This window comes from Amycolatopsis sp. NPDC021455 (assembly GCF_040640995.1).
Classification (GTDB): domain Bacteria; phylum Actinomycetota; class Actinomycetes; order Mycobacteriales; family Pseudonocardiaceae; genus Amycolatopsis.
The window spans coordinates 22,513-45,273 of the sequence record NZ_JBFACT010000072.1; the positions used below are offsets into that span (position 1 = coordinate 22,513).

At 71.1% G+C, this 22,761-nt stretch carries 20 protein-coding genes; 12 read left to right on the forward strand and 8 right to left on the reverse strand.

The genetic code is table 11. The features are described from left to right. The first annotated feature begins 225 nt into the window (after positions 1 to 225). Positions 226 to 870: a GntR family transcriptional regulator gene (locus tag AB0G28_RS41675; RefSeq protein ID WP_361102929.1), complete on the forward strand. Its 645-nt coding sequence runs from the start codon at positions 226 to 228 to the stop codon at positions 868 to 870. Beyond that, positions 867 to 1,862, forward strand: a complete 996-nt coding sequence (locus AB0G28_RS41680) for a 1-aminocyclopropane-1-carboxylate deaminase (protein WP_361102931.1) — start codon at positions 867 to 869, stop codon at positions 1,860 to 1,862. The genes AB0G28_RS41675 and AB0G28_RS41680 overlap by 4 nt, the downstream gene beginning before the upstream one ends. 15 nt (positions 1,863 to 1,877) lie before the next feature. Here AB0G28_RS41680 and AB0G28_RS41685 read toward each other — a convergent pair whose 3' ends face one another. From AB0G28_RS41685 to AB0G28_RS41695, 3 genes are all read right to left on the reverse strand, one after another. Further along, a complete protein-coding gene (locus AB0G28_RS41685) occupies positions 1,878 to 2,261 on the reverse strand; it encodes a RidA family protein (RefSeq protein WP_043780269.1) in 384 nt (127 codons plus the stop codon). Then, on the reverse strand, positions 2,261 to 3,019 hold the full coding sequence (locus tag AB0G28_RS41690; protein ID WP_361102933.1) for an IclR family transcriptional regulator: 759 nt from the start codon (positions 3,017 to 3,019) through the stop codon (positions 2,261 to 2,263). The genes AB0G28_RS41685 and AB0G28_RS41690 overlap by 1 nt, the downstream gene beginning before the upstream one ends. Positions 3,020 to 3,092: 73 nt before the next feature. Then, positions 3,093 to 4,067 (reverse strand): sugar kinase, encoded by a 975-nt coding sequence (locus tag AB0G28_RS41695; RefSeq protein WP_361102935.1) that lies wholly within the window; start codon positions 4,065 to 4,067, stop codon positions 3,093 to 3,095. Positions 4,068 to 4,180: 113 nt separating this feature from the next. Here AB0G28_RS41695 and AB0G28_RS41700 point away from each other — a divergent pair, with 113 nt between their 5' ends. Genes AB0G28_RS41700 through AB0G28_RS41735 form a run of 8 tightly spaced genes read left to right on the forward strand, consistent with a single transcriptional unit; the run spans position 4,181 to position 14,085 of the window. Next, positions 4,181 to 5,479, forward strand: coding sequence for an amino acid deaminase (locus AB0G28_RS41700; protein ID WP_361102937.1), 1,299 nt, complete (start codon positions 4,181 to 4,183; stop codon positions 5,477 to 5,479). Continuing rightward, on the forward strand, positions 5,479 to 7,074 hold the full coding sequence (locus AB0G28_RS41705) for a D-aminoacylase (protein ID WP_361102939.1): 1,596 nt from the start codon (positions 5,479 to 5,481) through the stop codon (positions 7,072 to 7,074). The genes AB0G28_RS41700 and AB0G28_RS41705 overlap by 1 nt, the downstream gene beginning before the upstream one ends. Beyond that, positions 7,071 to 8,459, forward strand: a complete 1,389-nt coding sequence (locus tag AB0G28_RS41710) for a gluconate:H+ symporter (protein ID WP_361102941.1) — start codon at positions 7,071 to 7,073, stop codon at positions 8,457 to 8,459. The genes AB0G28_RS41705 and AB0G28_RS41710 overlap by 4 nt, the downstream gene beginning before the upstream one ends. A gap of 48 nt (positions 8,460 to 8,507) precedes the next feature. Continuing rightward, entirely contained in the window at positions 8,508 to 9,638 is a 1,131-nt protein-coding gene (locus tag AB0G28_RS41715; protein WP_361102943.1) for a lactonase family protein, read from the forward strand. 8 nt (positions 9,639 to 9,646) lie between these two features. Further along, complete coding sequence (locus tag AB0G28_RS41720) at positions 9,647 to 10,930, forward strand: extracellular solute-binding protein (protein WP_361102945.1); 1,284 nt, start codon at positions 9,647 to 9,649, stop codon at positions 10,928 to 10,930. Next, complete coding sequence (locus AB0G28_RS41725) at positions 10,930 to 11,877, forward strand: sugar ABC transporter permease (protein ID WP_361102947.1); 948 nt, start codon at positions 10,930 to 10,932, stop codon at positions 11,875 to 11,877. Before AB0G28_RS41720 ends, AB0G28_RS41725 begins: the two co-directional genes overlap by 1 nt. Further along, positions 11,868 to 12,716, forward strand: coding sequence for a carbohydrate ABC transporter permease (locus AB0G28_RS41730; protein ID WP_361102949.1), 849 nt, complete (start codon positions 11,868 to 11,870; stop codon positions 12,714 to 12,716). The genes AB0G28_RS41725 and AB0G28_RS41730 overlap by 10 nt, the downstream gene beginning before the upstream one ends. Before the next feature lies 1 nt (position 12,717). Further along, complete coding sequence (locus tag AB0G28_RS41735) at positions 12,718 to 14,085, forward strand: beta-N-acetylhexosaminidase (protein ID WP_361102951.1); 1,368 nt, start codon at positions 12,718 to 12,720, stop codon at positions 14,083 to 14,085. Here the strand turns inward: AB0G28_RS41735 and erm are convergent. The 4 genes from erm to AB0G28_RS41755 form a co-directional block, all read right to left on the reverse strand. Then, the gene (gene erm / locus AB0G28_RS41740) at positions 14,082 to 14,813 is read right to left on the reverse strand and encodes a 23S ribosomal RNA methyltransferase Erm (RefSeq protein WP_361102953.1); all 732 of its coding nucleotides are present in this window, start codon (positions 14,811 to 14,813) and stop codon (positions 14,082 to 14,084) included. The genes AB0G28_RS41735 and erm overlap by 4 nt on opposite strands. A gap of 218 nt (positions 14,814 to 15,031) precedes the next feature. Continuing rightward, positions 15,032 to 16,867 carry a M64 family metallopeptidase gene (locus tag AB0G28_RS41745; protein ID WP_361102955.1) on the reverse strand — a complete coding sequence of 612 codons (1,836 nt, stop codon included), beginning with the start codon at positions 16,865 to 16,867 and terminating at the stop codon, positions 15,032 to 15,034. Then, positions 16,864 to 17,532, reverse strand: a complete 669-nt coding sequence (locus AB0G28_RS41750) for a response regulator (protein ID WP_361102957.1) — start codon at positions 17,530 to 17,532, stop codon at positions 16,864 to 16,866. The genes AB0G28_RS41745 and AB0G28_RS41750 overlap by 4 nt, the downstream gene beginning before the upstream one ends. Continuing rightward, the gene (locus tag AB0G28_RS41755) at positions 17,529 to 19,103 is read right to left on the reverse strand and encodes a sensor histidine kinase (protein ID WP_361102959.1); all 1,575 of its coding nucleotides are present in this window, start codon (positions 19,101 to 19,103) and stop codon (positions 17,529 to 17,531) included. Before AB0G28_RS41755 ends, AB0G28_RS41750 begins: the two co-directional genes overlap by 4 nt. A gap of 155 nt (positions 19,104 to 19,258) precedes the next feature. On the opposite strand from AB0G28_RS41755, the gene AB0G28_RS41760 reads away from it, so the two are divergent. Continuing rightward, on the forward strand, positions 19,259 to 20,611 hold the full coding sequence (locus AB0G28_RS41760; RefSeq protein ID WP_361102961.1) for a cation:dicarboxylase symporter family transporter: 1,353 nt from the start codon (positions 19,259 to 19,261) through the stop codon (positions 20,609 to 20,611). Between the two features lie 97 nt (positions 20,612 to 20,708). On the opposite strand, the gene AB0G28_RS41765 is transcribed toward AB0G28_RS41760, so the two are convergent. Next, the gene (locus AB0G28_RS41765; protein ID WP_361102963.1) at positions 20,709 to 21,110 is read right to left on the reverse strand and encodes a helix-turn-helix domain-containing protein; all 402 of its coding nucleotides are present in this window, start codon (positions 21,108 to 21,110) and stop codon (positions 20,709 to 20,711) included. Between the two features lie 103 nt (positions 21,111 to 21,213). On the opposite strand from AB0G28_RS41765, the gene AB0G28_RS41770 reads away from it, so the two are divergent. Then, complete coding sequence (locus AB0G28_RS41770; RefSeq protein ID WP_361102965.1) at positions 21,214 to 22,635, forward strand: DHA2 family efflux MFS transporter permease subunit; 1,422 nt, start codon at positions 21,214 to 21,216, stop codon at positions 22,633 to 22,635. Positions 22,636 to 22,761 lie beyond the last annotated feature (126 nt).

The window sequence follows — 22,761 nt, forward strand, 5'->3', positions numbered from 1 at the left end:
CCGCTTCCACTACGGAATACAGCAGGAGCGATCGACTTTGCCGAACCCGGGCCCGCGGGGGCGCCCCCCGGGTCCAGCGTATCGGGAGCGCCGGACGAAAAGCCGGAGAAGACGGGGACCACCAGGGGACTTGTCCACATCACGAGCAGCCTGTGGACAACCGCAAGCGACCGAGCAACCACCTGTGACGGAACCGGCTGGCCAAGCCAGCCACCGACATCTAACATGTTAGATGTGAGTCTCTCCAAGGTCACTCGCCCACTCCTGCGGGACGAGGCGTATGACCGCATCCGCCAGGCCATCGTCGACGGGACACTGCCGCCCGGCGCTTCGCTGCGCGACGGCGATCTCGCCGACCAGCTCGGTCTCTCGAAAGCCCCCGTCCGCGAAGCTCTGCGCCGCCTGGCCGAAGAAGGGCTGGTCGACTCCAAACCGCAGAGCTACACCCGCGTCTCCGACGTGATGTCGCGCGATGTCCTCGACGCCCGGGAGATCGTCCGGGTGCTGCACGACTTCGCCGTCCGGCAGGCCGCGCCGCGGTGCCGCCCGGCTGACGTCACCGCCATGCGGGGCGCCAACGACCGGTTCGCCGAAGCCATCGAAGCCGGTGATGTCGCCGCCGCCGTGAAAGCGGACGACGAACTGCACGACATCCCCGTGCGCCTCGCCGGGAACGCCGCCGTCGCCGCGACCCTCGACCGCTACACGCCCCTGCTGCGCCGGCTGGAGCACGCCCGGTTCAGCTCCGCGCTCGCCTGGAACTCCGTCGAGCGCCACACGCGGCTCATCGACGCCCTCGAGAAAAACGACGCCGAAACCGCCGTCGAAGTGATTTCCACCATCTGGACCGACCTCCTGGAGGACCGATGACCCTCGCCGACTTCCCGCGCTTCCCGCTGCTGTTCGGGCCGTCGCCGGTGCACCCGCTCGACCGGCTCACCGAGCACCTCGGCGGCGCGAAGATCTGGGCCAAGCGCGAGGACGTGAACTCGGGCCTCGCCTACGGCGGGAACAAGACCCGCAAGCTGGAGTACCTCGTCGCCGACGCGCTCGCCCAGGGCGCCGACACGCTCGTCTCCATCGGCGGCGTCCAGTCCAACCACACCCGGCAGGTCGCGGCCGCCGCGGCGCGCGCCGGGCTGAAGGCCGTGCTCGTGCAGGAAAGCTGGGTCGACTGGCACGACCCGCTCTACGACAAGGTCGGCAACATCCAGCTCTCGCGGATCCTCGGCGCCGACGTCCGGCTCGTCGAAGCCGGCTTCGGCATCGGCTTCAAGGAGACGTGGGAGAACGCGGTCGCCGAGATCGAAGAGCAGGGCGGGAAGCCGTACGCCATCCCCGCCGGCGCCTCCGACCACCGGCTCGGCGGACTCGGCTTCGCGAACTGGATCGTCGAACTGGAGAAACAGGAGGAAGAGCTCGGCGTCTTCTTCGACACCGTGATCGTCTGCTCGGTCACCGGCAGCACGCAGGCCGGGATGGTCGCCGGGACCGCGCTCGGCAAGCAGCGCCGGATCCTCGGGATCGACGCCTCCGCCAAGCCGGCCGAGACCCTCGAGCAGGTCACGCGCATCGCCCGCAACACCGCCGAGCTGATCGGCGCCGGCGAGATCCCCGACGTCGAACTCGACGACCGCTACCACGCCGGGATCTACGGCATCCCGGATGAGTCCACTGTGGACGCCATCGAGACCTGCGCCCGGCTGGAAGGGATGATCACCGACCCGGTGTACGAGGGCAAGTCGATGGCCGGGCTGATGGACCTCGTCGGCCGCGGCGAGATCGCCCGCGACTCGAACGTCCTCTACGCCCACCTCGGCGGGCAGCCAGCCCTGAACGGCTACACGAGCGTCCTGGGCTGACCGCCCGGCACGGGGTCAGTCCAGCACGCAGAGCACGTCGATCTCGACGAGCAGCTCGCCCGGCAGGCCGACGTACACGGTCGTGCGGGCGGGCTGCGGCGCGTCGCCGATCAGCTCGTCGTAGACCTCGTTGAACGGCGCGAAGTGGGCCGTGTCGGTCAGGTACACGCGGACCATGATCGCGTCGGCGAGGCTCGAGCCCGCTTCGGCCAGCACGGCCTCGATGTTCTTGAACGTCTGCCGGGTCTGGCCCGCGACGTCGTCGCCGACGATCGCGCCGGTCGCCGGGTCGAAGGCGACCTGGCCGGCGACCTGCAGCAGGTTCCCCTTGCGGACGGCCTGCGAGAACTTCGCCGGCGGCTTCGGCGCGTTCTCGGTGGAAACTGCCGTCTTGCTCATCAGTGCCCCTTTCCGTTCTCCGTCCATCCACTGTGGACGGAAGCTTCCTTCGTGGCGGCCCGCAGCTCGGGCACCAGCGCCAGCAGGCCGTCGTAGTCGAGCAGCACCTTCGGCACCGACATCGACGCGGCGGCGAGGACTTCGCCGCCGGTCCCCCGCACCGGCGCCGCGATGCAGTGGATGAAGTCTTCGTGCTCGGCGTTGTCGACGGCGTACCCACGCTCGGCGACGCGCTCCAGCTCCGCCAGGTAGGCCTCGGGCGTGGTGATTGTGTTCGGCGTCCGCACCGGGTACTCGATCGACCGCGCGATCTCCTCGCGGCGGGCCACAGGCATCGCCGCGACCAGCACCTTCCCCACCGCGGTGCAGTGCAGCGGCGCGCGCTTGCCGATGCGCGAGTACATCCGCACCGAGTGCCGGCCTTCGAACTTGTCGATGTAGACGACTTCGCCGTCCTCGTAGCTGGCCAGGTGCACGGTGTGCCCGGTGCGCGCGTTGAGCGCCGCCAACGCGGGATGGGCGCTGCGCCGGACGTCGAAGGAGTCCAAGGCCTGGTTGGCGAGGTCGAACATGGCGCTGCCCAGCCGGTAGTACCGGGCGCCTTCGCGCCGGACGAAGTGGTGCTGTTCGAGGGTGCGCAGCAGCCGCAGCACCGTCGACTTGTGCACGCCGATCTCGTCGGCGAGGTCGTCGAGGGTCCGCGCGTCCTGCGCGATCGAGGTCAGCAACGTCAGCGCGCGGTCCAAGCTCTGACTCATGCGCCCACCTCGCTGACGCTCGGTGCGCCATTCGCCGAAGACGCAGTGTTGAATGGTTCGGTCGCAAGCTCCCTCACTTCCACACCACGCCCTCTCCGGTCAGCCGCGCCGAACGCCACTCGTCCGGGTCCGCGTGCAGCAGGGTATCCACGACCTCGCGCGGCAGCGGCACCCCGACGTCGTCGTGCGTGAGCAGGGTGACGGCGGCCTGCAGGTGTCCCTGCCGCAGCCGTTCCAGCGGTGTGGCGCCACGCAGCGTCGCGGCCAGGAATCCGGCGGCGAACGCGTCGCCCGCCCCGACCGGCTCGACGACGTCGACCTTCAGCGCGGGCGCGAACAACGGCTCACCCTCGACCAGCGTCGCGCCGCGCTCGCCGTGCTTGACGACGAGCGTGCGCGGCCCCGGCAGCAGGGCCCGCAGCTTCGCCGGGTCGCCGGTCCCCCAGACGTGCTGAGCCTCGTCGTCGCCGGTCAGGACGATGTCCGCCTGACCCGCCAGTTCGGCGAGCAGGCCGGGATCCCGGCCCAGCCAGAGCGCGGGCCGCAGGTTGACGTCGAACGAGATCAGCCGGTCGCCGCGGGGCATGGCCAAGAGCGCGCGCACCAGCGCGAGGCAGCTGTCCGACAGCGCGGGCGTGATCCCCGACAGGTGCAGCACGCGGACGCCGCCGAGGTCGAGCCGCTCGAGCAGCGACGGCCCCATCCCGGACGCCGCCGAGCCGGTCCGGTAGTAGCGCACCGGACTGCCGCCCGCGCCGCTCTCCTTGACGTAGAGCCCGGTCGGGCGCAGCGGGTCGACCGAACACGCGCTGACGTCGACGCCGTGCGAAGCGACCTCGCGCAGCATCGCGCGGCCGAACGGGTCGTCCCCGACCGCGCTCACCCAGCCGCTGCGGACCCCCAGCGTCGGCAGGTTGCAGGCCACGTTCGACTCGGCGCCGCCGATCGTGCGCGTCCAGTGCTTCACCTCGTCCGGCGGGCCGGGTTCGGCGGGCACGAACAGCGCCATCGACTCGCCGATACACAGCACCTCGGGCCCGCTCGTCACTTTCCGTCTCCCCTGTCCGTCACCCCGTTGACCTGTGGCGACCCGGATGCTACACCTATGGCACTCAAAATGCGCAACAGTCGTTGCAACATACGCAACAGAGGTCGCCGCCGATGAAGCCTTGCCTGATGGACCCAGCCGCGCTCGACGCGCTCCGCCGGGAGCGGATCGACTGGCGTTTCCGCTCCGCCGCGCCCGCGCTGGCCGGGCTCACCCTGGACGAAGCCGCGGACCGCCGGCTCAACCTGTTCACCGACGGGTTCTTCGGCCCCTTCGTCGTCCTCGACGACGAAGCCCTCGAGCACAACCTGCGGACGATGGCCGCGTGGTGCCTCGCCCGCGGCGTGGTCCTCGCCCCGCACGGCAAGACGACCATGGCACCCCAGCTGTTCGCCCGCCAGATCGAGCACGGCGCGTGGGGCGTGACCTGCGCGAACGCCGGCCACCTCCGGATCTACCGCGCCTTCGGCGTGTCCCGGATCCTGCTGGCCAACCAGCTCCTCGACCCGTCGGGCCTGCGCTGGCTGGCCGGCGAGCTGGCGGCGGATCCGGCGTTCGAGTTCGTCTGCTGGGTCGACTCGGTCCGCGGCGTGGAGCTGATGACCGAAGCCCTCGAAGGTGCCGAACGCCCGGTCGACGTCCTGGTCGAGCTGGGCGCCGACGGGGGCCGCACCGGCGTCCGCGACACCGCGACCGCGCTGGCGATCGCCGAAGCGGTGCACGCGAGCCCGGTGCTGCGCCTGCGGGGCACCGGTGGCTACGAGGGTGCGTTGTCGCACGACACCGACGAAGCCGCGCTCACCAAGATCAGCTCCTATGTGGACGGTCTGCGCGACCTCGCCATCTCCCTTGCCGGCAAGGGACTCCTCGAGGGACAGATCATCGTCACCGCCGGCGGCAGCGCGTACTTCGACCAGGTCGCGAACGAGCTCACGAAACCGTGGCCGGACGGCCTCGACGTGCTGCCCGTGCTGCGCAGCGGCGCCTACCTCACCCACGACGACGGCTTCTACCGCGAGATCTCCCCGCTCGGCGACCACCCGCGCATCGAGGGCGTCGACTCGTTCCGGCCGGCGCTGCGGGCCTGGGCGCAGGTGACGTCGAAGCCGTCGGACACCCTCGCGCTGCTGACCATCGGCAAGCGCGACGCGTCCTTCGACGAGGGCATGCCCGAGCCGCAACTGCGCCGGACCCCGCGCGGGCCCGCCGAGCCGCTCGAAGGGCACATCGTCGCGAAGATGAACGACCAGCACGCGTTCCTCACCCTGCCCCCGGGTTCTCCGGTCGAGGTCGGCGACTGGGTCGGGCTCGGCCTCTCCCACCCGTGCACGGTGTTCGACAAGTGGCCCCTGCTGCCGGTGACCGCGGCCGACGGCGAAACCGTCGTCGACTACGTCCGGACGTGGTTCTGATGGACGTCGTCATCCGGAACGCGCTGGTCGCCGACGGCACCGGCGGCGCGCTCGCCCGGCACGACGTCGGCGTCACCGGCGAGAAGATCGCCGAAATCGCCGAGCCTGGCTCGCTGTCCGGGCGCCGGAGCATCGACGCCGACGGACTGGTGCTCGCGCCCGGGTTCATCGACATGCATTCGCACTCCGACCTGCAGCTGCTGGCCAACCCGGAGCACCCGGCCAAGATCACCCAGGGCGTGACGACCGAGGTCCTCGGCCAGGACGGGCTGTCGTACGCGCCCGTCGACGACGTCGTGCTGGAGGCGCTACGGCAACAGCTCGCGGGCTGGAACGACGACCCGGCGGGGTTCGACTGGAACTGGCGCTCGGTCGGCGAGTACCTCGACCGCCTCGACCGGGGCATCGCCGTCAACGCCGCCTATCTGGTGCCGCAGGGCACGGTCCGGATGCTCGCCGTCGGCTGGGACGACCGCCCGGCCACGGACGCCGAGCTGGACCGGATGAAGGAACTCGTCGCCACCGGGCTGGCCGAAGGGGCGATGGGGATGTCGTCCGGCCTCACCTACACGCCCGGGATGTACGCGGAGACGAGCGAGCTGGTCGAGCTGTGCCGGGTCGTCGGCGAGCTGGGCGGGTTCTACAGCCCGCACCACCGCAGCTACGGCAAGGGCGCGCTGGAAGCGTTCGCCGAGATGATCGAGGTGAGCAGGCAGTCCGGCTGCCCGCTGCACCTGGCCCACGCGACGATGAACTTCTCGGTCAACAAGGGCAAGGCCCCCGACCTGCTGAAGCTCCTCGACGACGCGCTCGACGACGGCTGCGACATCTCCCTGGACACCTACCCGTACCTGCCGGGCGCGACCTACCTTTCGGCGCTGCTGCCGAGCTGGGCCACCGAAGGCGGCCTCGACGCCACGCTGGCCCGCTTGTCCGATGTGGACGAACGCGAGCGGATCCGCGCGGCGATCGAGGAGTCCGGTTCGGACGGTGCCCACGGCGTCCCGATCGACTGGGACGCCATCGAAATCAACGGCGTCCGCAACGAGCGCAACGCCCACCTCGTCGGGCACAGCGTCGCCGCTTCGGCGCACACCCGAGGCACCGAACCGGCCAGGCTGTACTTCGACACCCTGCTCGACGAGCGGCTCGGGACGTCGTGCCTGATGCACGTCGGGCACGAGGAAAACGTCCAGGCCATCATGCGGCACCGGACGCACACCGGCGGCAGCGACGGCCTCCTCGTCGGCGCCCGGCCGCACCCGCGCGCCTGGGGCACGTTCCCCCGCTACCTCGCCCGGTACGTCCGCGAACTGGGCGTGCTGGACCTCGCCGAATGCGTCGCCCACCTGACCGGGCGGGCCGCACGGCGGCTGCGGCTGACCGACCGCGGGCTCGTCCGCGCCGGGTACGCCGCCGACCTGGTGCTGTTCGACCCCGAAACGATCACCGACACCGCCACCTTCGAGGACCCGCGGCAACCCGCCACGGGCCTCACCCACGTCTTCGTCAACGGCGTCGCCGCCCTCGACGACGGCCGTCCCACCGGCGCCCTCGCCGGCCGTTCCCTGCGCAACCCCGGGAGAGCCCGATGATCCACTGGCTGCAACACACCACGGGCGGGCTGCTGACGCTCGCCGCCGTCTCGATCGCCGTCCTGCTCGTGCTGATCATCAAGCTCAAGCTGGAACCCTTCATCGCGCTGATCGTCGTCGGCCTGCTCACCGCACTGGCCGCGGGCCTGCCGGTCGGCACCATCGTCGGGTCGGCGCAGAAGGCGTCGGACTCCCTGCTGGAAAAGGGGTTCGGCAGCATCCTCGGGCACATCACGGCGATCATCGGCCTCGGCACGATCCTCGGGTCGATCCTGGAACGCTCGGGCGGCGCGAAGGTGCTCACCGGCGCGCTGCTGCGGTCGTTCGGCGAGAAGCGGGCGCCCCTCGCCATGGGTGTCGCCGGGTTCGTTTTCGGCATCCCGGTGTTCTTCGACATCGGCATCTTCGTGCTCGCGCCGCTGGTCTACGTCGCCGCGAAGCAGGGCGGCCGCTCGCTCGTGCTGTACGCGATGCCACTGCTGGCCGGCCTGTCGATCACGCACGCCTTCCTGCCGCCGCACCCGGGGCCGGTGGCCGCCGCCGGGCTGCTGCACGTCGAGCTCGGCTGGATCATCCTGATGGGCCTGGCCTGCGGCATCCCCGCGTTCCTCGTCGGCGGCGTGCTCTACTCGACGTGGATCGGCAAGCGCATCGACGTCGCCGTGCCCGAAGACATGGTCTTCGCCGAGGAAGAGGGCGAAAAGGAGGAAAACCCGCCGTCGCTGGGGCTGGTCGCCGCGATCATCGCGGTGCCGCTGGTGCTGATCCTGGCCGGCACGTTCGGCAGCATCTGGCTGCCGAAGGGGTCCGCGCTCGCCGGTGTCGCCGCGTTCATCGGGACTCCGGCGGTCGCGCTGACCGTCGCCGTGCTGCTCGCGTCCTGGCTGCTGGGGCTGCGGCGCGGGTTCACCGGCAAGGACCTCAACGAGCTGGCCGCGAAGTCGCTGCGGCCGGTGGCGATGATCCTGCTGGTCGTCGGCGCGGGCGCGTTCTTCGGCGCGGTGCTTTCGGCGACCGGGATCGGCAAGGCGGTGGCCGACTCGCTGCACGACGCCGGGCTGCCGGTGCTGCTCGCGGCGTACGTCATCAGCTGCGGCATGCGGATCGCGCAGGGCTCGGCCACCGTCGCCATCGTGACCACGAGCGGGATCATCGCGCCGACCGTGGCCCAGCTCGGGTATTCGCAGATCCAGCTGGCCCTGCTGGTGATGGCGATCTCGGCCGGGTCGATCATCGCCTCGCACGTCAACGACGGCGGGTTCTGGATCGTTTCGCGGTACTTCAACCTCACGGTTCCGCAGACGATCAAGTCCTGGACCGCGCTGGAAACCGTGCTTTCCCTTTCGGGATTCGGGGTTTCGGCATTGCTCATGGCCGTGGTCTAGACCATACTGGAGCCCGTCACCGCCGAAACCCGTTGGGAGACAAAGACGATGACCGGACTTTCCCGCCGCACGTTCCTCGGCGCCGCGGCCGGCGCCGGCGCTGCCACCGTGCTCGGCAGCCGGCTCGCGTCGGCCGCCACCACGCCGAAAGGCTGCTTCGCCGGAGGAACCGTGTACATCGGCAGTTACACCAGCGGGGCGACCGGGCACGGGCTCGACGTCACGACCCGGTCCGGCGCCGCGCTGAACCCCGTCCGCACGGTGCCGGGCATCACCGACACGTCGTGGTTCGACCGCAGCGCCGACGGCAGGACGCTGTACGTCACCAACGAAGGCGACCCGGACGGGTACGTCTCGGCGCTGAACATCGCCGACCCCGCGAAACCGAAGCTGATCAACAAGGTTTCGTCGAAGGGCGGCGCGCCGACGCACCTTTCGGTGCATTCGAGCGGGAAGTACGTGCTGGCCGCGAACTACAGTTCGGGCAGCGTCGTCGTGCTGCCGATCCTCGGCGGCGGGAAGCTCGGCGCGGCCACCGACCTGGTGACCCACCACGCCGACTCCGGGCAGGCTCACGCCCACCAGGTCGTCAACGACCCGACCGGCCGTTGGGTGCTGGCGGTAGACCTGGGCGCTGACTCGGTGTACGTCTACGGATTCACCGCCGGGAAGCTTTCGCTGCACCAGCAGCTGAAGCTGCCGTCCGGGGCCGGGCCGCGGCACCTCGCGTTCCACCCGAACGGGCGGTTCGCCTACATCCTGCAGGAGCTGCGCGCGGAGATCACCGTGGCGAGCTGGGACGCCGCCGCCGGCAAGCTGAAAGCGCTCTCGGTGGTGCCGGCGGTGCCGCCCGGCACCACGGGCGACCGGTTCCCGGGCGAGATCCTCGTGGCCCGCGACGCGAAACTGCTCCACGCCACGGTGCGCGGGCCGAACACGATCGCGTCGTTCTCGGTGTCGCCCGACGGCGGCACGGTCAAGCTCGTGTCCACTGTGCCCACCGGCGGGAACTGGCCTCGGCACGTGGCCCTCGACCCGTCCGAAAGCTGGTTCTACGTCTCGAACCAGCGCTCCGGCACCGTCACCTGGCTGCCGCGCGACCCGGCCACCGGCCTGCCCGGCGCCGTCGCGGGCCAGCTCGCCGTCGGCAGTGTCAACTCCGTCTACTTCGCCTCGTGAGGTTCACCATGAGACTGCGCCGCATCCTGCCCGTCGTCGCCGGGCTGGCCCTGCTCGCCGGCTGCGCCCCCACCCAGTCCGCGCCCGCGGGCGCCGGCGGGGACGAGAAGACCGGCACCGTCCGCGTCTGGCTGTTCGACGAGGCCAACCGCGCGCCGAAGGAGGCGGCGGTCAAGGACGCGATCGCCGAGTTCAAGGCGGCGCACCAGGGCGTCGAGGTCGACGTCCAGTGGGTGCCCGTCGAAGGCCGCGCCGACAAGTTCTCCGGCGCCTTCAACGACCCGGCCAACGCACCGGACGTCGCCGAGTTCGGCAACACCGACGTCTCGAACTACGCCGCCACCGGCGCGCTCGCCGACCTGACCGGCGACCTCGCGTCGTGGAGCGAGGGCAAGGACCTCATCCCCACCGTGCTGGAGACGGCCAAGTCCGGCGGCAAGACCTACGGCCTGCCCTGGTACACCGGCGTCCGCGCGCTGTACTACCGCACCGACGTCTTCACCGAACTGGGCCTCAAGCCGCCCGCGACGCTTGCCGAGCTGACCGACACCGCCCGCCGGATCCGCGCCGCCAAGCCGGACCTCTACGGCGTCGCCGTCGGCGGCAAGTACACCTACGCGATGCTGCCCTTCCTCTGGGCCAACGGCGGTGAGCTGGCGCAGCAGAACGGGGACAAGTGGAAGTCGACGGTCACCGGTGACCAGGCCAAGGCCGGCGTGACGCAGTACGCGAGCCTGCTCAAGGACGACATCTGCCCGCCCGCGCAGTGCGCGAACCTGACCGGCACGCAGAGCGTCACGGCGTTCGCGGGCGGCAAGGCCGGGATGACGATCGGCGGCGACTTCAACCGCAAAGCCGTCGAACAGGGCGCGGTGAAGGGCAAGTACGCCGTCGTGCCGCTGCCCGGCACCACGGCGGGCAGTATCGCCCCGGCGTTCGCGGGCGGCAACCTGCTCGGCGTGTTCAAGGCGAGCAAGCACCGCAGCCTGGCGCTGGAGTTCGCCGAACTGCTCGGCGGCGCCAAGTACCAGGAGAAGATGTACACCGCGATGGGCAACCTGCCGACGTTGAGCAGCGTGCAGCAGAAGCTCGCGGCGAACGATCCGTTCCTCAAGCCGTTCGTCGAGACGCTCAAGGCGGGCACGAAGTTCGTCCCGGCGACCCCGGGGTGGTCGAAGATCGACAGCCAGAACGTGCTGCCGACGGCCGTCCAGCAGATCGCGACCGGCGGGAAGGACCCGGCGGCGGCCCTGGCCGACGCGGCCGCCGCGATGGACAAGGCCTTCGGCTAGTGGTGGCCCAGCAGGTCCGTCCCGTCGTCGTGCCACCGAGAACACGGAAGAAGCGGCGGCGGGACGGCCGGGCCGCCGCGCTCTACCTCGCCCCGGCGGGCGTCCTGCTCGCCGCGCTGCTGGCCTACCCGATCTACCAGCTGGTCCTGATCTCGTTCTACGACTACGGCCAGCCGCAGGCCGCGGGCAACGCCCCGCTGGTGTTCCTCGGCTTCGCGAACTACACCGACCTGCTGTCCCAGGCGCAGTTCTGGACGGTGCTCGGCAAAACGATCGGGTTCGCCGCGGCCTGCGTCCTCGGGTCGCTCGTCGTCGGCACCGGGCTGGCCGTCCTGGCGAGCCGGGTGCGCTCGCTCCCCCGGATGCTGCTGTTCCTGGCCGCTCTGGGCGCCTGGTCGACGCCGGCGATCGCGGGCTCCTACGTCTGGCTGTTCCTCTTCGACACCGACTTCGGCCTGGTCAACGAGGTGCTGTCGGGCGTCGGGCTGCCCTTCGAGCACCACTCGTGGACCTTCGGCACGCTCGGCGCGTTCGGGCTGGTCGCGGCCGAGGTGATCTGGTGCTCGTTCCCGTTCGTGCTGGTCACGATGTACGCCGGGATCAAGGGCATCCCGGACGAGGTGCTCGAAGCGGCGTCGCTCGACGGCGCTTCGACGTGGCGCACGACGTGGACCATCGTGCTGCCGATGGTGCGGCCGCTGCTCATGATCGCGACCGTGCAGTCGATCATCTGGGACTTCAAGGTCTTCACGCAGATCTACGTGATGACCAACGGCGGGGGCGTCGCCGGGCGCAACCTCGTGCTCAACGTCTACGCCTACCAACAGGCCTTCGCCGGGCAGGAGTACGGCCTGGGCTCGGCGATCGGAGTCGTCATGACGCTGTTGCTGCTTTCGGTCACCGGGCTGTACGTCCGGACGCAGCGCCGGAGCGCGGCATGGCTGTGAACCGTCCCGGCCGGCTGGTCGCCGAGGTCGTCACGGTCGTGATCGCCGGGATCGTCGCCTTCCCGCTCTATTGGATGCTGCTGTCGGCGGTGAAGCCGGCGGGCGAGATCCAGTCGGCGGACCCGAAGCCGTGGACGTTCCACCCGTCGTTCGACAGCTTCTCGCGTGTCCTCACGGTCTCGGGCTTCGGGCGGTTCTTCGTCAACAGCCTGGTCGTGGCGCTGGTCGTCGTCGTGTTGTCGCTGCTGCTGTCGTTCCTCTCGGCGGTGGCCCTGACGCGGTTTTCCTTCAAGGGCCGGACCGTGCTGCTGGTGATGACGCTCGTCGCCCAGATGGTGCCGGTGGAGGCGCTGACCATCCCGCTGTTCTTCCTGATGCGGTCCCTCGGCGGCGCGGTGCCGGCGCTGGGCCTCAACGAGCTGGGCTCGCTGGTGCTGGTGCACCTGGCGTTCAGCCTGCCGTTCGCGATCTGGATGCTGCGCGGGTTCGTCGCCGCGGTGCCGGTGGAACTGGAAGAGGCGGCGACGCTCGACGGCGCGTCCCGGATGCGGTTCACCTGGCAGATCCTGTTTCCGCTGGTCGCGCCCGGGCTGGTCGCGGTGAGCGTGCTCGCGTTCATCCACGCCTGGAACGACTTCCTCTTCGCCAAGACGTTCATCATCTCCAAGACCGAGAACCAGACGCTGCCGCAGGCGATCCTGGTGTTCTTCAAACCGGAGGACACCGACTGGGGTGCGGTGATGGCCGCTTCGACGCTCATGACGATCCCGGTGCTGGTGTTCTTCGTCCTGGTCCAACGACGGCTGGTGTCGGGCACGGCCGGCGCCGTGAAGGGCTGACATGGGTTTCGACACGCTGCTCCCCCGCCCGGTTTCGGTGACGCCCGCCGAGGGTTCGTGCCCCTGGCCGTCCACTGTGGACGTCCGATCCGCCGACCTGCCGCCGGAGGGCTATCGGCTCTCGATCTCGCCGTCAGGAGTGGTTTTGGAGGCGGCCGATCCTGCCGGGGAGCACCACGGCCGCGAGACGTTGCGGCAGCTGGCCGGGCCGTCCGCGTTCCGGATCGCCGGATTCGCGCCGGAGCCGCTGCCGTGCGGGGTCGTCGAGGACCACCCGCGGTTCGGGTGGCGCGGGTGCCTGCTGGACGTCGCCCGGCACTTCCGGACGAAGGCCGAGGTGCTCCGGTTCGTCGACCTGCTCGCGGCGCACAAGCTGAACGTGCTCAACCTGCACCTCACCGACGACCAGGGCTGGCGGTTCGAGGTCCCGGCGTTCCCGCGGCTGACGTCGGTGGGCGGCTGGCGGCCGTCGTCGATGGCGGGCAGCGGAGGCGAACAGGACGGTCGTCCGCACGGCGGGTTCTACACGGGCGACGACCTGCGGGAGATCGTCGCCTACGCGGCTTCGCGGGCGATCACGGTGGTGCCGGAGATCGACGTCCCCGGCCACGCGCGGGCCGCGCTGGCGGCTTACCCCGCCCTGGGGACTTCGTCGTCCTACGAAGTGTGGACTTCCTGGGGTATCAGCACTTCGCTGCTTTCCCCGACCGAGTCCACACTGGACTTCTTCCGGCAGGTGTTCGACCACCTGCTCGACATCTTCCCGTCCCCGGTGATCGCTCTGGGCGGCGACGAGACACCGGGCGCGACCGACGAGCACCGCGCGTTCGTCCGCCGGCTGGCCGGGCACCTGGTGGCGCGCGGCCGGACGCCGATGGGCTGGGACGAGGTCCTCGACATCGACGGGCTGCCGCCGATGGTGATCGGCGCCTGGCGCGACGAAGATGCGGGCCTCCGGGCGGCGTCCGCGGGACACGACGTGGTGATGTGCCCGGAGCAGCACGTATACCTGGACCACCGGCAGTCCGCGGATCCCGGCGAACCGATCCCGGTCGGCATGGTGCACACACTGGAGGACGTCTACGCGTACGAGCCGGCGCTGACCGGCGCGCGGCTGCGGGGCGTGCAGGCGCAGGTCTGGACCGAGCACATGGACGACGTCCGGCGGGTCGACTACATGGCCTTCCCGCGGCTCTCGGCGTTCGCCGAGGTGGCTTGGAGTTCCGGGCCGCGGGACTACGCGGAGTTCCTGCCGCGCCTGCGGGACCACCACCTGCCGCGGCTGGACGCGCTGGGCGTGGAGTACCGGCCGTTGGACGGGCCGCGTCCGTGGCAGACGCGGCCCGGGGTGCCCGGCCGGCCGCGCTAGCCGTTCCACAGCGCTGCCCACTGCCGCGGGGTGAGGTCCCGCGGCAAGGCCGACGGCGGGATCCCGGCGGTCTTCAGCGCCGGACGCCACGGTTTCGGGAGGATCTGCTCGATCCCCCGGCCGCGGCCGGTGAACACCGTGCGCACGAACTGCTCGTAACCGGCTCGCTCGGCCGGGTCGACGAGCGGCGAACGCCTCCGGGAGATCGTGAGCAGCCCGCCGTCGACGCCCGGTTTCGGCCGGAACGCCTCGGCCGGGACGCGCCCGTGCAGGGTGAAGTCGAACCAGGGCGCGGTCTGGGCGGTCAGCATGGTCCGCCCGCCGACGCCGGCGCGTTTGCGCGCCACCTCCCACTGCGTGAGGAGGACGGCCTCGGCCCAGCCGCCGGCGGCGAGGAGCCGCCGCAGGAGCGGCGTGGTGAGGTGGAACGGCAGGTTGCCGACGACGACCGGCCGGTCCAGCGGGATCCGGAGGGCGTCGCCGTGGACCACGGACACCGACGGAAGGCGGCGGCCGAGCCGGCGCACGCGGTGTTCGTCGAGGTCGACGGCCCGGACGTCACGCCCGAGCGTCGCGAGCCGCCGGGTGATCGCCCCGTCGCCGGCGCCGATCTCGAGGATCGGGCCGTCCGTCTCGCGCACGAGCCGGACGATCCGGTCGATCGTCGGGGGGTGGTACAGGAAGTTCTGGCCGAGTTCGTGGCGGCCGCCATGGATTGAGCGGGACAAGGGAGGCACTCCAGACTTGCGGAATGGAGCACCCGGGGATAGTCGTCGTTCGACCGCCTCCGGGTGCGGGGCATCCGGAAGTACGGCGCGATCGGATCTTCAGCGAGGCGCGCCGTCAGGCGCGGCGGAGACGCTGAGCCTTACGCCCGTAGGCGCACATCCACAAACTTCCCATGGCCGCGGACCCTACAAGTCCGCGGCCGCGTCAGGCGACCGATTTACGGGAGCAGCGTCACCGTGACCGATCGCGTCGGGCCCACGTTGCCCGCCGCGTCGATGGACCGGTACTCGATCCGGTGCTCGCCGTAGCCCGGCTTCCGTTCCGAGAACGGGGACACCGTCAGGCCGCCGTCGCCGAGGTTGCCGTACGCCAGCCCGTCGATCTCCGTGCCGCGCGAGGTGAACAGGTACGGTGCGTTCGGGTCCGTCGGCCAGCCGTAGTACTTGTGCCAGCCGTCGCCGTCCACGCGGAACTCCGGCATTCCGTCCGAAGACTTCAGGCGCATGGTGAACGAACCGTGGTAGACGTTGCCCGGGGGCAGCTCCGCGGTGGTCGTCGGGCCTGTCGCGTCCACCGTCCACGTCAAGGTCGTGCCGCCGGTCGTCGCGGTGAGCGTGTGCGTGCCGCGGGACGCGTCCAGGGCGAAGTCGGAGCCGGTTCCGGCGAACCGCCCGTCGAGCATCCACAGGACCTCGGGGATCGAGCCGGTCGGCTCGCCCGTTTCGACGTAGACCACGTCGTGGCCGCCGACGGGCTGCGAGGTCGGCGTCGACGCCACCACCGCCGGTCCGCCCGCGGGCGGCGTGACCACCGCCGTGTCGACCGTCCAGGTGCGGGTCGCCGCCGGCCGGACCGCCGGGTCGCGGACGAACGGCGTCGGGTCGGTCACCGTCGCCGTCAGGGTGTGGCGGCCGGGCTTCACGTGCGCGGTGCGCAGGTCGACCGCGTCGCGGCCGGGCAGCCTCTTGCCGTCCAGCGTCCACATGATGCCCAGGCGGTGGTCCACCGGGTGCATCGGGCGGACCCACACCACGCGGTCGGCGCCGATCGTCCCGGCCGGGGTGCCGCCGCTGATCAGCGGGACCTTCGCCGCGATCCGCTGCGTCATCCGTTCGCGGCCGACCTGGTCGAACGGGTAGCCGAGCGTCTTCATCATCGAGTGCCTGCTCGGCCGCCAGACGCCGGTCTGGGTGTAGAGCCCACCTTCGAAGCGGCCGATCGTGCCGCCGGCCTCGCTGGGCTCGCCGAGCCAGCGCCACCACTTCGCGTGCTGAGCGCGCATCTGCGGCTCGGTCAGCAGGGTGTGGTGGATCGAGTCCGGCTCGCCGCCCTCATAGGCGCCGCCCGGGACATTGCGGGCGTAGTAGTCGTACTCGTCGTCGAGGCCGCCGAGCGAGTGGCCCAGTTCGTGCGGCGAGATCAGCGCGGACAGGGCGTTCCCGCCGGACGCCGTCGCGTAGGCGCCGCCCGCGCCGCCGTAGGTGGAGCTGTTGCCCAGCGCCAGGATCTGCCGGTTCGCCGGGGTCGTGCCGGGCACGAGGTCGGCGTACCGCTGGGCGGCCGCGTCGTCGACGGTCAGCAGCCGTTGCACGCTCTGCGCGTTGCAGCCGCCCCAGAAACCCATGTCCAGCGGGGTGTTCCGCTTCGGTGCGTCCAGCCCGGGATCACAGTCCACACCGGACTCCGGCGAGGCGATGGAAACGGCGTAGACGTTGAAGTAGCTGCGGTAGGACTTGAACGGCTCGAGCGACCACAGGGTGTTGACGTGCCGCTGGACGTCGGCGAAGAACTTCGGCTGTTCGGCGGCGGTGTACCCGTCCCCGAGGACGACGAGGTTGAACCGCTGCGCGACCGGCCCGGTGACCTGGACTTCGGTGACGGTGGCCGCGGGCTCCGCCGCGTGCGCCGGTGCGACGGCCCCGAGCGACAACAGCAAAGCGACGACTCCGGCCCATTTCCGCATGGCGGCACTCCCCTGGTCGGCGATCTTCCCGGTGTACCGCACCGGGTGTGCCGCCGGAACCCGCCGGAAGTCGGGTCCGCGGGTCGTCACGCGCGAGTCAGCCGGTACCAGACCTCGGGCCGGCCGACCTGGCCGTAGTGGGGCTCGCGGTGGGCCATGCCGTTGTCCGCCAAGTACTCCAGGTACCGCCGGGCCGTCACGCGGGACGCGCCGATCGCGCTCGCCGCCGCGCCCGCCGAAAGGCCCTCCGCCGCGCCGGACAGCGCGTCCGTGATCGCCTCCAGCGTCTGGACGCTCATGCCCTTCGGCAGTGGCGGCTGCTCGGTCGTGCGCAGGGCGCCGAGGGCGCGGTCGATCTCCGCCTGGCCGGTGACCTCGCCGGACGCGTCGCGGAACTCGGCGTAGCGCTCCAGTTTCTCCCGCAGCGTCGCGAACGTGAACGGCTTGAGGAGGTACTGCACCACGCCGACCGACACCGCGGCCTTGACCAGGCCGAGGTCGCGCGCCGACGTCACCGCGATGACGTCGATCGGCAGCCCGGCCGCGCGCAGCGACCGGCACACCGCCAGCCCGTGCGTGTCGGGCAGGTAGAAGTCCAGCAGGACCAGGTCGACCGGCTCGCGTTCGCAGAACCGCAGGGCCTCGCCGCCCGAGTGCACGACGCCCGCCACCGAGAAGCCCGGGAGCCGTTCGACGTACACGCGGTGCGCCTCGGCGGCCACCGGCTCGTCCTCCACCACCAGCACCCGGATCACCGGTCCGCCTCCTGCCGCGGCAGCCGGACGGTGAACACCGCGCCGCCGTCCCGTCCGACCTCGACCGTACCGCCGTAGCGGCGCACCGCCTGGCCGACGAGCGCGAGCCCGAGGCCGTGTCCGTCGCCCGCCTTCGTCGACCAGCCGCGGCGGAAGACGTCGGCGTCCTCGGGGACGCCGGGCCCGTTGTCGGCGACGCGCAGCAGCAGCCCGCCCTCGTCGGAGCGGGCGGTGACGACGACCTTGGGGTGGCCGGTGCCGCGCACGGCCGCGTCGAGGCCGTTGTCGATCAGGTTGCCCAGGATGGTCACCAGGTCGCGGGCCTGGATGCCCAGGGAGACGTCGTCGATCACCGTGTCCGGGGTGACCGTCAGCTCGACCCCGCGTTCGCTCGCCTCGGCGGCCTTGCCCAGCAGCAGCGCGGCGAGCACCGGCTCGGCGACCGCGCCGACGACCCGGTCGGTCAGCTCCTGGGCCAGCGCGAGCTCGGCCGTCGCGAACTCGACGGCCTGCTCGGGCTTGCCGATCTCGACCAGGGAAACGACTGTGTGCAGCCGGTTCGCCGCCTCGTGCGCCTGCGACCGCAGCGCCTCGGCGAGGCCGCGGGCGGTGGTCAGCTCCCCGGTCAGCGTCTGCAGCTCGGTGTGGTCGCGCAGGACGACGACCGTGCCCTGCGCGCGGCCGCCCGAGCGGACCGCGGTCGTGCTGACCAGCAGCACGCGCGAGTCCGTCAGGTGCAGTTCCTCGGCCCGGTTCTCGGCGGAGGTGAACGCCTCGGCCAGCCCGTCCGGCAGGCCCAGCGAAGCCAGCTCGCGCCCGACGGGATCCGCGTCGAGGCCGAGGAGCGTCCGCGCGCCGTCGTTGCAGAGCCCGATCCGCCCGTCCCGGTCGACGAGCAGCACGCCCTCGCGGACCGAGTGCAGCACGGCCTCGTGGTACTCGAACAGGTTGCTCAGCTCGTCCGGCGCGACGCCGCGAGTCTGGCGCCGGAGCCGGGCGCTGATCAGCCAGCCGCCGAGCGCGCCGACCAGCAGGACGGCGCCCGCGACGCCGAACAGCGGCCACAGCCGTTCGCGCAGCTCGGCCGAGATCGCGTCGACCTTGATCCCGACCGCGACGAGTGCGACCACCCGGTGTCCGGCGTCGAACACCGGCACGATCGTGCGCACCGACGGGCCGAGCGAGCCGGTGTAGGTCTCGGTGTGGACCTGACCCCGCTGTGCCTGGTCGATGGTGCCGATGTAGTGCTGCCCGATCAGCGCCGGGATCGGGTGCGTGTAGCGGATCCCGGCCGGGCTCATGATCGTGACGAAGTCGACCTGGGTGTCGAACTGCACGCGCAGCGCCAGCGGCTGCAGCGTCGCGGTCGGGTCCGGCGTCCCCACCGCCGCCACGACGCTGGGCGCGTCGGCGACCGTGAGGGCGATCGCGCGCACCTGGTTCTCGGCGTTCTGCTCGACCGCGCGCCCCGCGTCGATCCAGGCGAACGTGATCCCGGCACCGGCCAGCACGCAGAGCACGGCGAGCTGCAGCACGAGCAGCTGGCGCGCCAGGCTCCAGTGGGACCGCAACGTCGGGGGCACCTCCTCATACCAGCACACGCGCCCGCCGGTGTCCGAACGGGACGGTCGATCATCACACGAACTCAATGAACACAAGTGAGCCGGATCACCGAACTGCGCCTACAGTGTGCCGCAACCTGAACACCCCCGAGCTGGAGGCAACGGTGCCTACACCGACCCCCGACGCGGCGCCGCAACGCCGCGACAAGACCCGCTACCTCTACCTGGCCGTGATCGTCGCGGTCCTGCTGGGGATCGCGGTCGGCTTTCTCTTCCCCGGCTTCGCCAAGGGCCTCAAGCCGCTGGGCGACGGCTTCGTCAACCTGATCAAGATGATGATCTCGCCGATCATCTTCTGCACCATCGTGATCGGCGTCGGGTCGGTCGCGAAGGCGGCGAAGGTCGGCAAGATCGGCCTGATGGCGCTCGTCTACTTCATCGCGATGTCGACGTTCGCGCTGGCGATCGGCCTGATCGTGGGCAACCTGCTGCACCCGGGCACCGGGCTGCACCTGAACGCGGGCGACGTGAAGAAGGCGCACGACTCGGCGACCGGCTCGGCCGGCCCGGTGGAGTTCGTGCTCGGCATCATCCCGAAGACGCTCGTCTCGGCGTTCACCGAAGGCCAGGTGCTGCAGACGCTGCTGGTCGCCCTGCTCGTCGGGTTCGCGCTGCAGAAGCTCGGCCCGAAGGGCGCGCCGATCCTGCGCGGCATCGAGCACATCCAGCGGCTGGTGTTCCGGATTCTGGCGATGATCATGTGGGCCGCCCCGATCGGCGCGTTCGGCGCCATCGCCGCGGTGGTCGGCGCGACCGGGGTCAACGCGTTGAAGAGCCTCGCGGTGATCATGATCGGCTTCTACCTGACCTGCCTGGTGTTCGTCTTCGGCATCCTCGGCATCGTGCTGTGGGCCGGCGCGCGGGTGAGCATCCTGAAGCTGCTCAACTACCTGCGCCGCGAGTTCCTGCTGATCCTGTCGACGTCGTCGTCGGAGTCGGCGCTGCCGCGGCTGATCGCGAAGATGGAGCACCTCGGGGTCGGCAAGTCGGTCGTCGGCATCACCGTGCCGACCGGGTACTCGTTCAACCTCGACGGCACCGCGATCTACCTGACGATGGCGACGCTGTTCATCGCCTCCGCGCAGGACGAGCCGCTGTCGATCGGCTCGCAGATCGGCCTGCTGCTGTTCATGATCCTCGCTTCGAAGGGCGCGGCGGGTGTCAGCGGCTCCGGCATCGCGGTGCTCGCCAGCGGCCTGCAGTCGCACCGGCCCGAGCTCGTCAACGGCGTCGGCTTCATCCTCGGCATCGACCGGTTCATGTCGGAGGCCCGCGCGCTGACGAACTTCGCCGGCAACGCCGTCGCGACCGTCCTGATCGGAAACTGGACGAAGGAGTTCGACCGCGAGCAGGCGCAACGGGTCTTCGCCGGCGAGGAACCGTTCGACGAAGCCACCATGCTCGACGAGCACGAGCCGGTGAAAACCGAGCCGGAAGGCGAAAAGGTCCCCGCCTGACCCCCTGACGTTCGTGCTCACGCCCCCGCTGAGCACGAGCCACCGCGGGCCGCGGTGCGAGTCTCCCCGACCTCGCACCGCGGCCCGTTCCACGTTTTTATCCGGCCGCCTGGGCGTCGTAGACGGCGCGTGCGGTCGCGATGTCGTCGCGGTGCTGCTCCGCCCAGCCGAGCAGGCCGTTCAGCGACTGGTACAGCTCCTTCGCCATCGCCGTGGCCTCGTACTCCACGCGCGGCGGGACGGTCGGGTAGATCGTGCGGACGAGCAGGCCGTCACGCTCCAGGTTGCGCAGGGTCAGCGTCAGCATCCGGCGGCTGATCCCCTCGACCGAGCGCTCCAGCTCGGTGAAGCGCACCGGGCCCCGGATGGCCTCCAGGAGGATGCCGATCGCCCACTTGCCGCTGATCCGGTTGATGACCTCCAGCACAGTGCAGACGTCGAGTTTCTCCGGGTCGATCTCGGTGACCTGGACAGGTACACCGATGTTCCCCTGGGACATGAAAGTGCCTCCTTCCCGGCGCAGCCATGGTCACACATGATGGGCACCGTTACAAGAAGTGCCCTGGCGACGACCAGGGGAATCTCGACTGGAGGGGCCTGACATGGCCGAGAACCACCCCACCCGCTCCCGCGGCCTCGCGCTGGCGGTGCTGTGCGCCGCCTCGCTGATGGTCGTGCTGGACAGCAGCATCGTCGCGGTGGCGCTGCCCGCCATCCAGGCCGACCTCGGGTTCACGCCCGCCGGGCTGTCCTGGGTCTTCACCGCCTACCTGGTCGCCTTCGGCGGCCTGCTCCTGATCTCCGGCCGCCTCGGCGACCTGATCGGCCGCCGGCGCGTCTTCCTCGGCGGGCTGAGCCTGTTCACCGCGGCGTCGCTGGCCGGCGGCCTGGCGACCGACGCGGGCGTCCTGGTCGTGGCACGGTTCGTCCAGGGCATCGGCGGCGCGCTCGCGTCGGCGGTGGTGCTGGGCATGATCGTCACGATGTACCCCGAGCCGCGGGCGCGGGCTCGCGCCATCGGCGTCTACAGCTTCACGCAGGCGGCGGGCGCGTCGATCGGGCTCATCGCGGGCGGTGCGCTCACCCAGGCGCTGAGCTGGCACTGGACGTTCTACGTCAACCTGCCGATCGGCGTGGCCGCGCTGCTGCTGGCGGTCCGGGTGGTCTCGCCGGACCGCGGGACGGGCCTGCGGGCGGGCCTGGACGTCCTCGGCGCGCTGCTGGTCACCGCGGCCGTGATGCTCGGGGTGTACGCGATCTCCGCCGCCGTGTGGAGTGCGCTGGCCGCCGCGGCCGTCCTGCTGGCCGCGTTCGTGGTGCGGCAGGCGAAGGCCCGGACGCCGTTGCTGCCGCTGCGGCTGTTCCGGATCCGCGCGGTGGCGGGCGCGAACGTGGTGATGGTGCTGATGGTCGCCGGGATGCTCGGCTTCCAGTTCGTCACGGCGTTGTACCTGCAGCAGGTGCTGGGCCTCGACGCGCTGAACACGGGCGTCGCGTTCCTGCCGGTGCCGCTGGTGATCGCGGTGGCGTCGCTCGGCTTCGCGGACAAGATCACCGCGCGGTTCGGGCCGCGGGCGGTGCTGCTGGCCGGGCTGGGCCTGGTGATCGTGGGCCTGCTGCTGCTCACCCGCGCCTCGGACTCCTATTTCGCCGGCATCCTGCCGCCGCTGCTCCTGATGGGACTCGGCGCCGGCGTGGCGATCCCGGCCCTGATGGGGCTGGCGATGGCGGACGTCCCGGCCGCGGACGCCGGCGTGGCGTCCGGCCTGATCAACACGACCCAGCAGGTCGGCGCGGCGGTGGGTACGGCAGTGCTGGCCGCGGTGGCCGCCTCCCGCACGGCGAGCCTCGCCGGGGTGGACCACCGCGAGGCCCTGGCGTCCGGCTTCCGGCTGGCATACGGGGTGAGCGCGGGCTTCCTGCTGGCCGCGGTCACCCTCGGCGGGCTGGTCCTGTCCCGCCGCCCCCGCCCTGCCACGGCCCCGGCCCCGCAGCCGGAGGTCTGCGTCGCCGGCCAGGCGTGACGGAACGGTCGACACGCGTGATCCAAGAGTCGAGGGGGGGGGGTGGTGGTGTGGGGGGGCGGCGACGCCGCGCCGGGCGGCACCCAACAACGCCCGCGCGACAGCGAAATAAAACGGAGCGGTTTT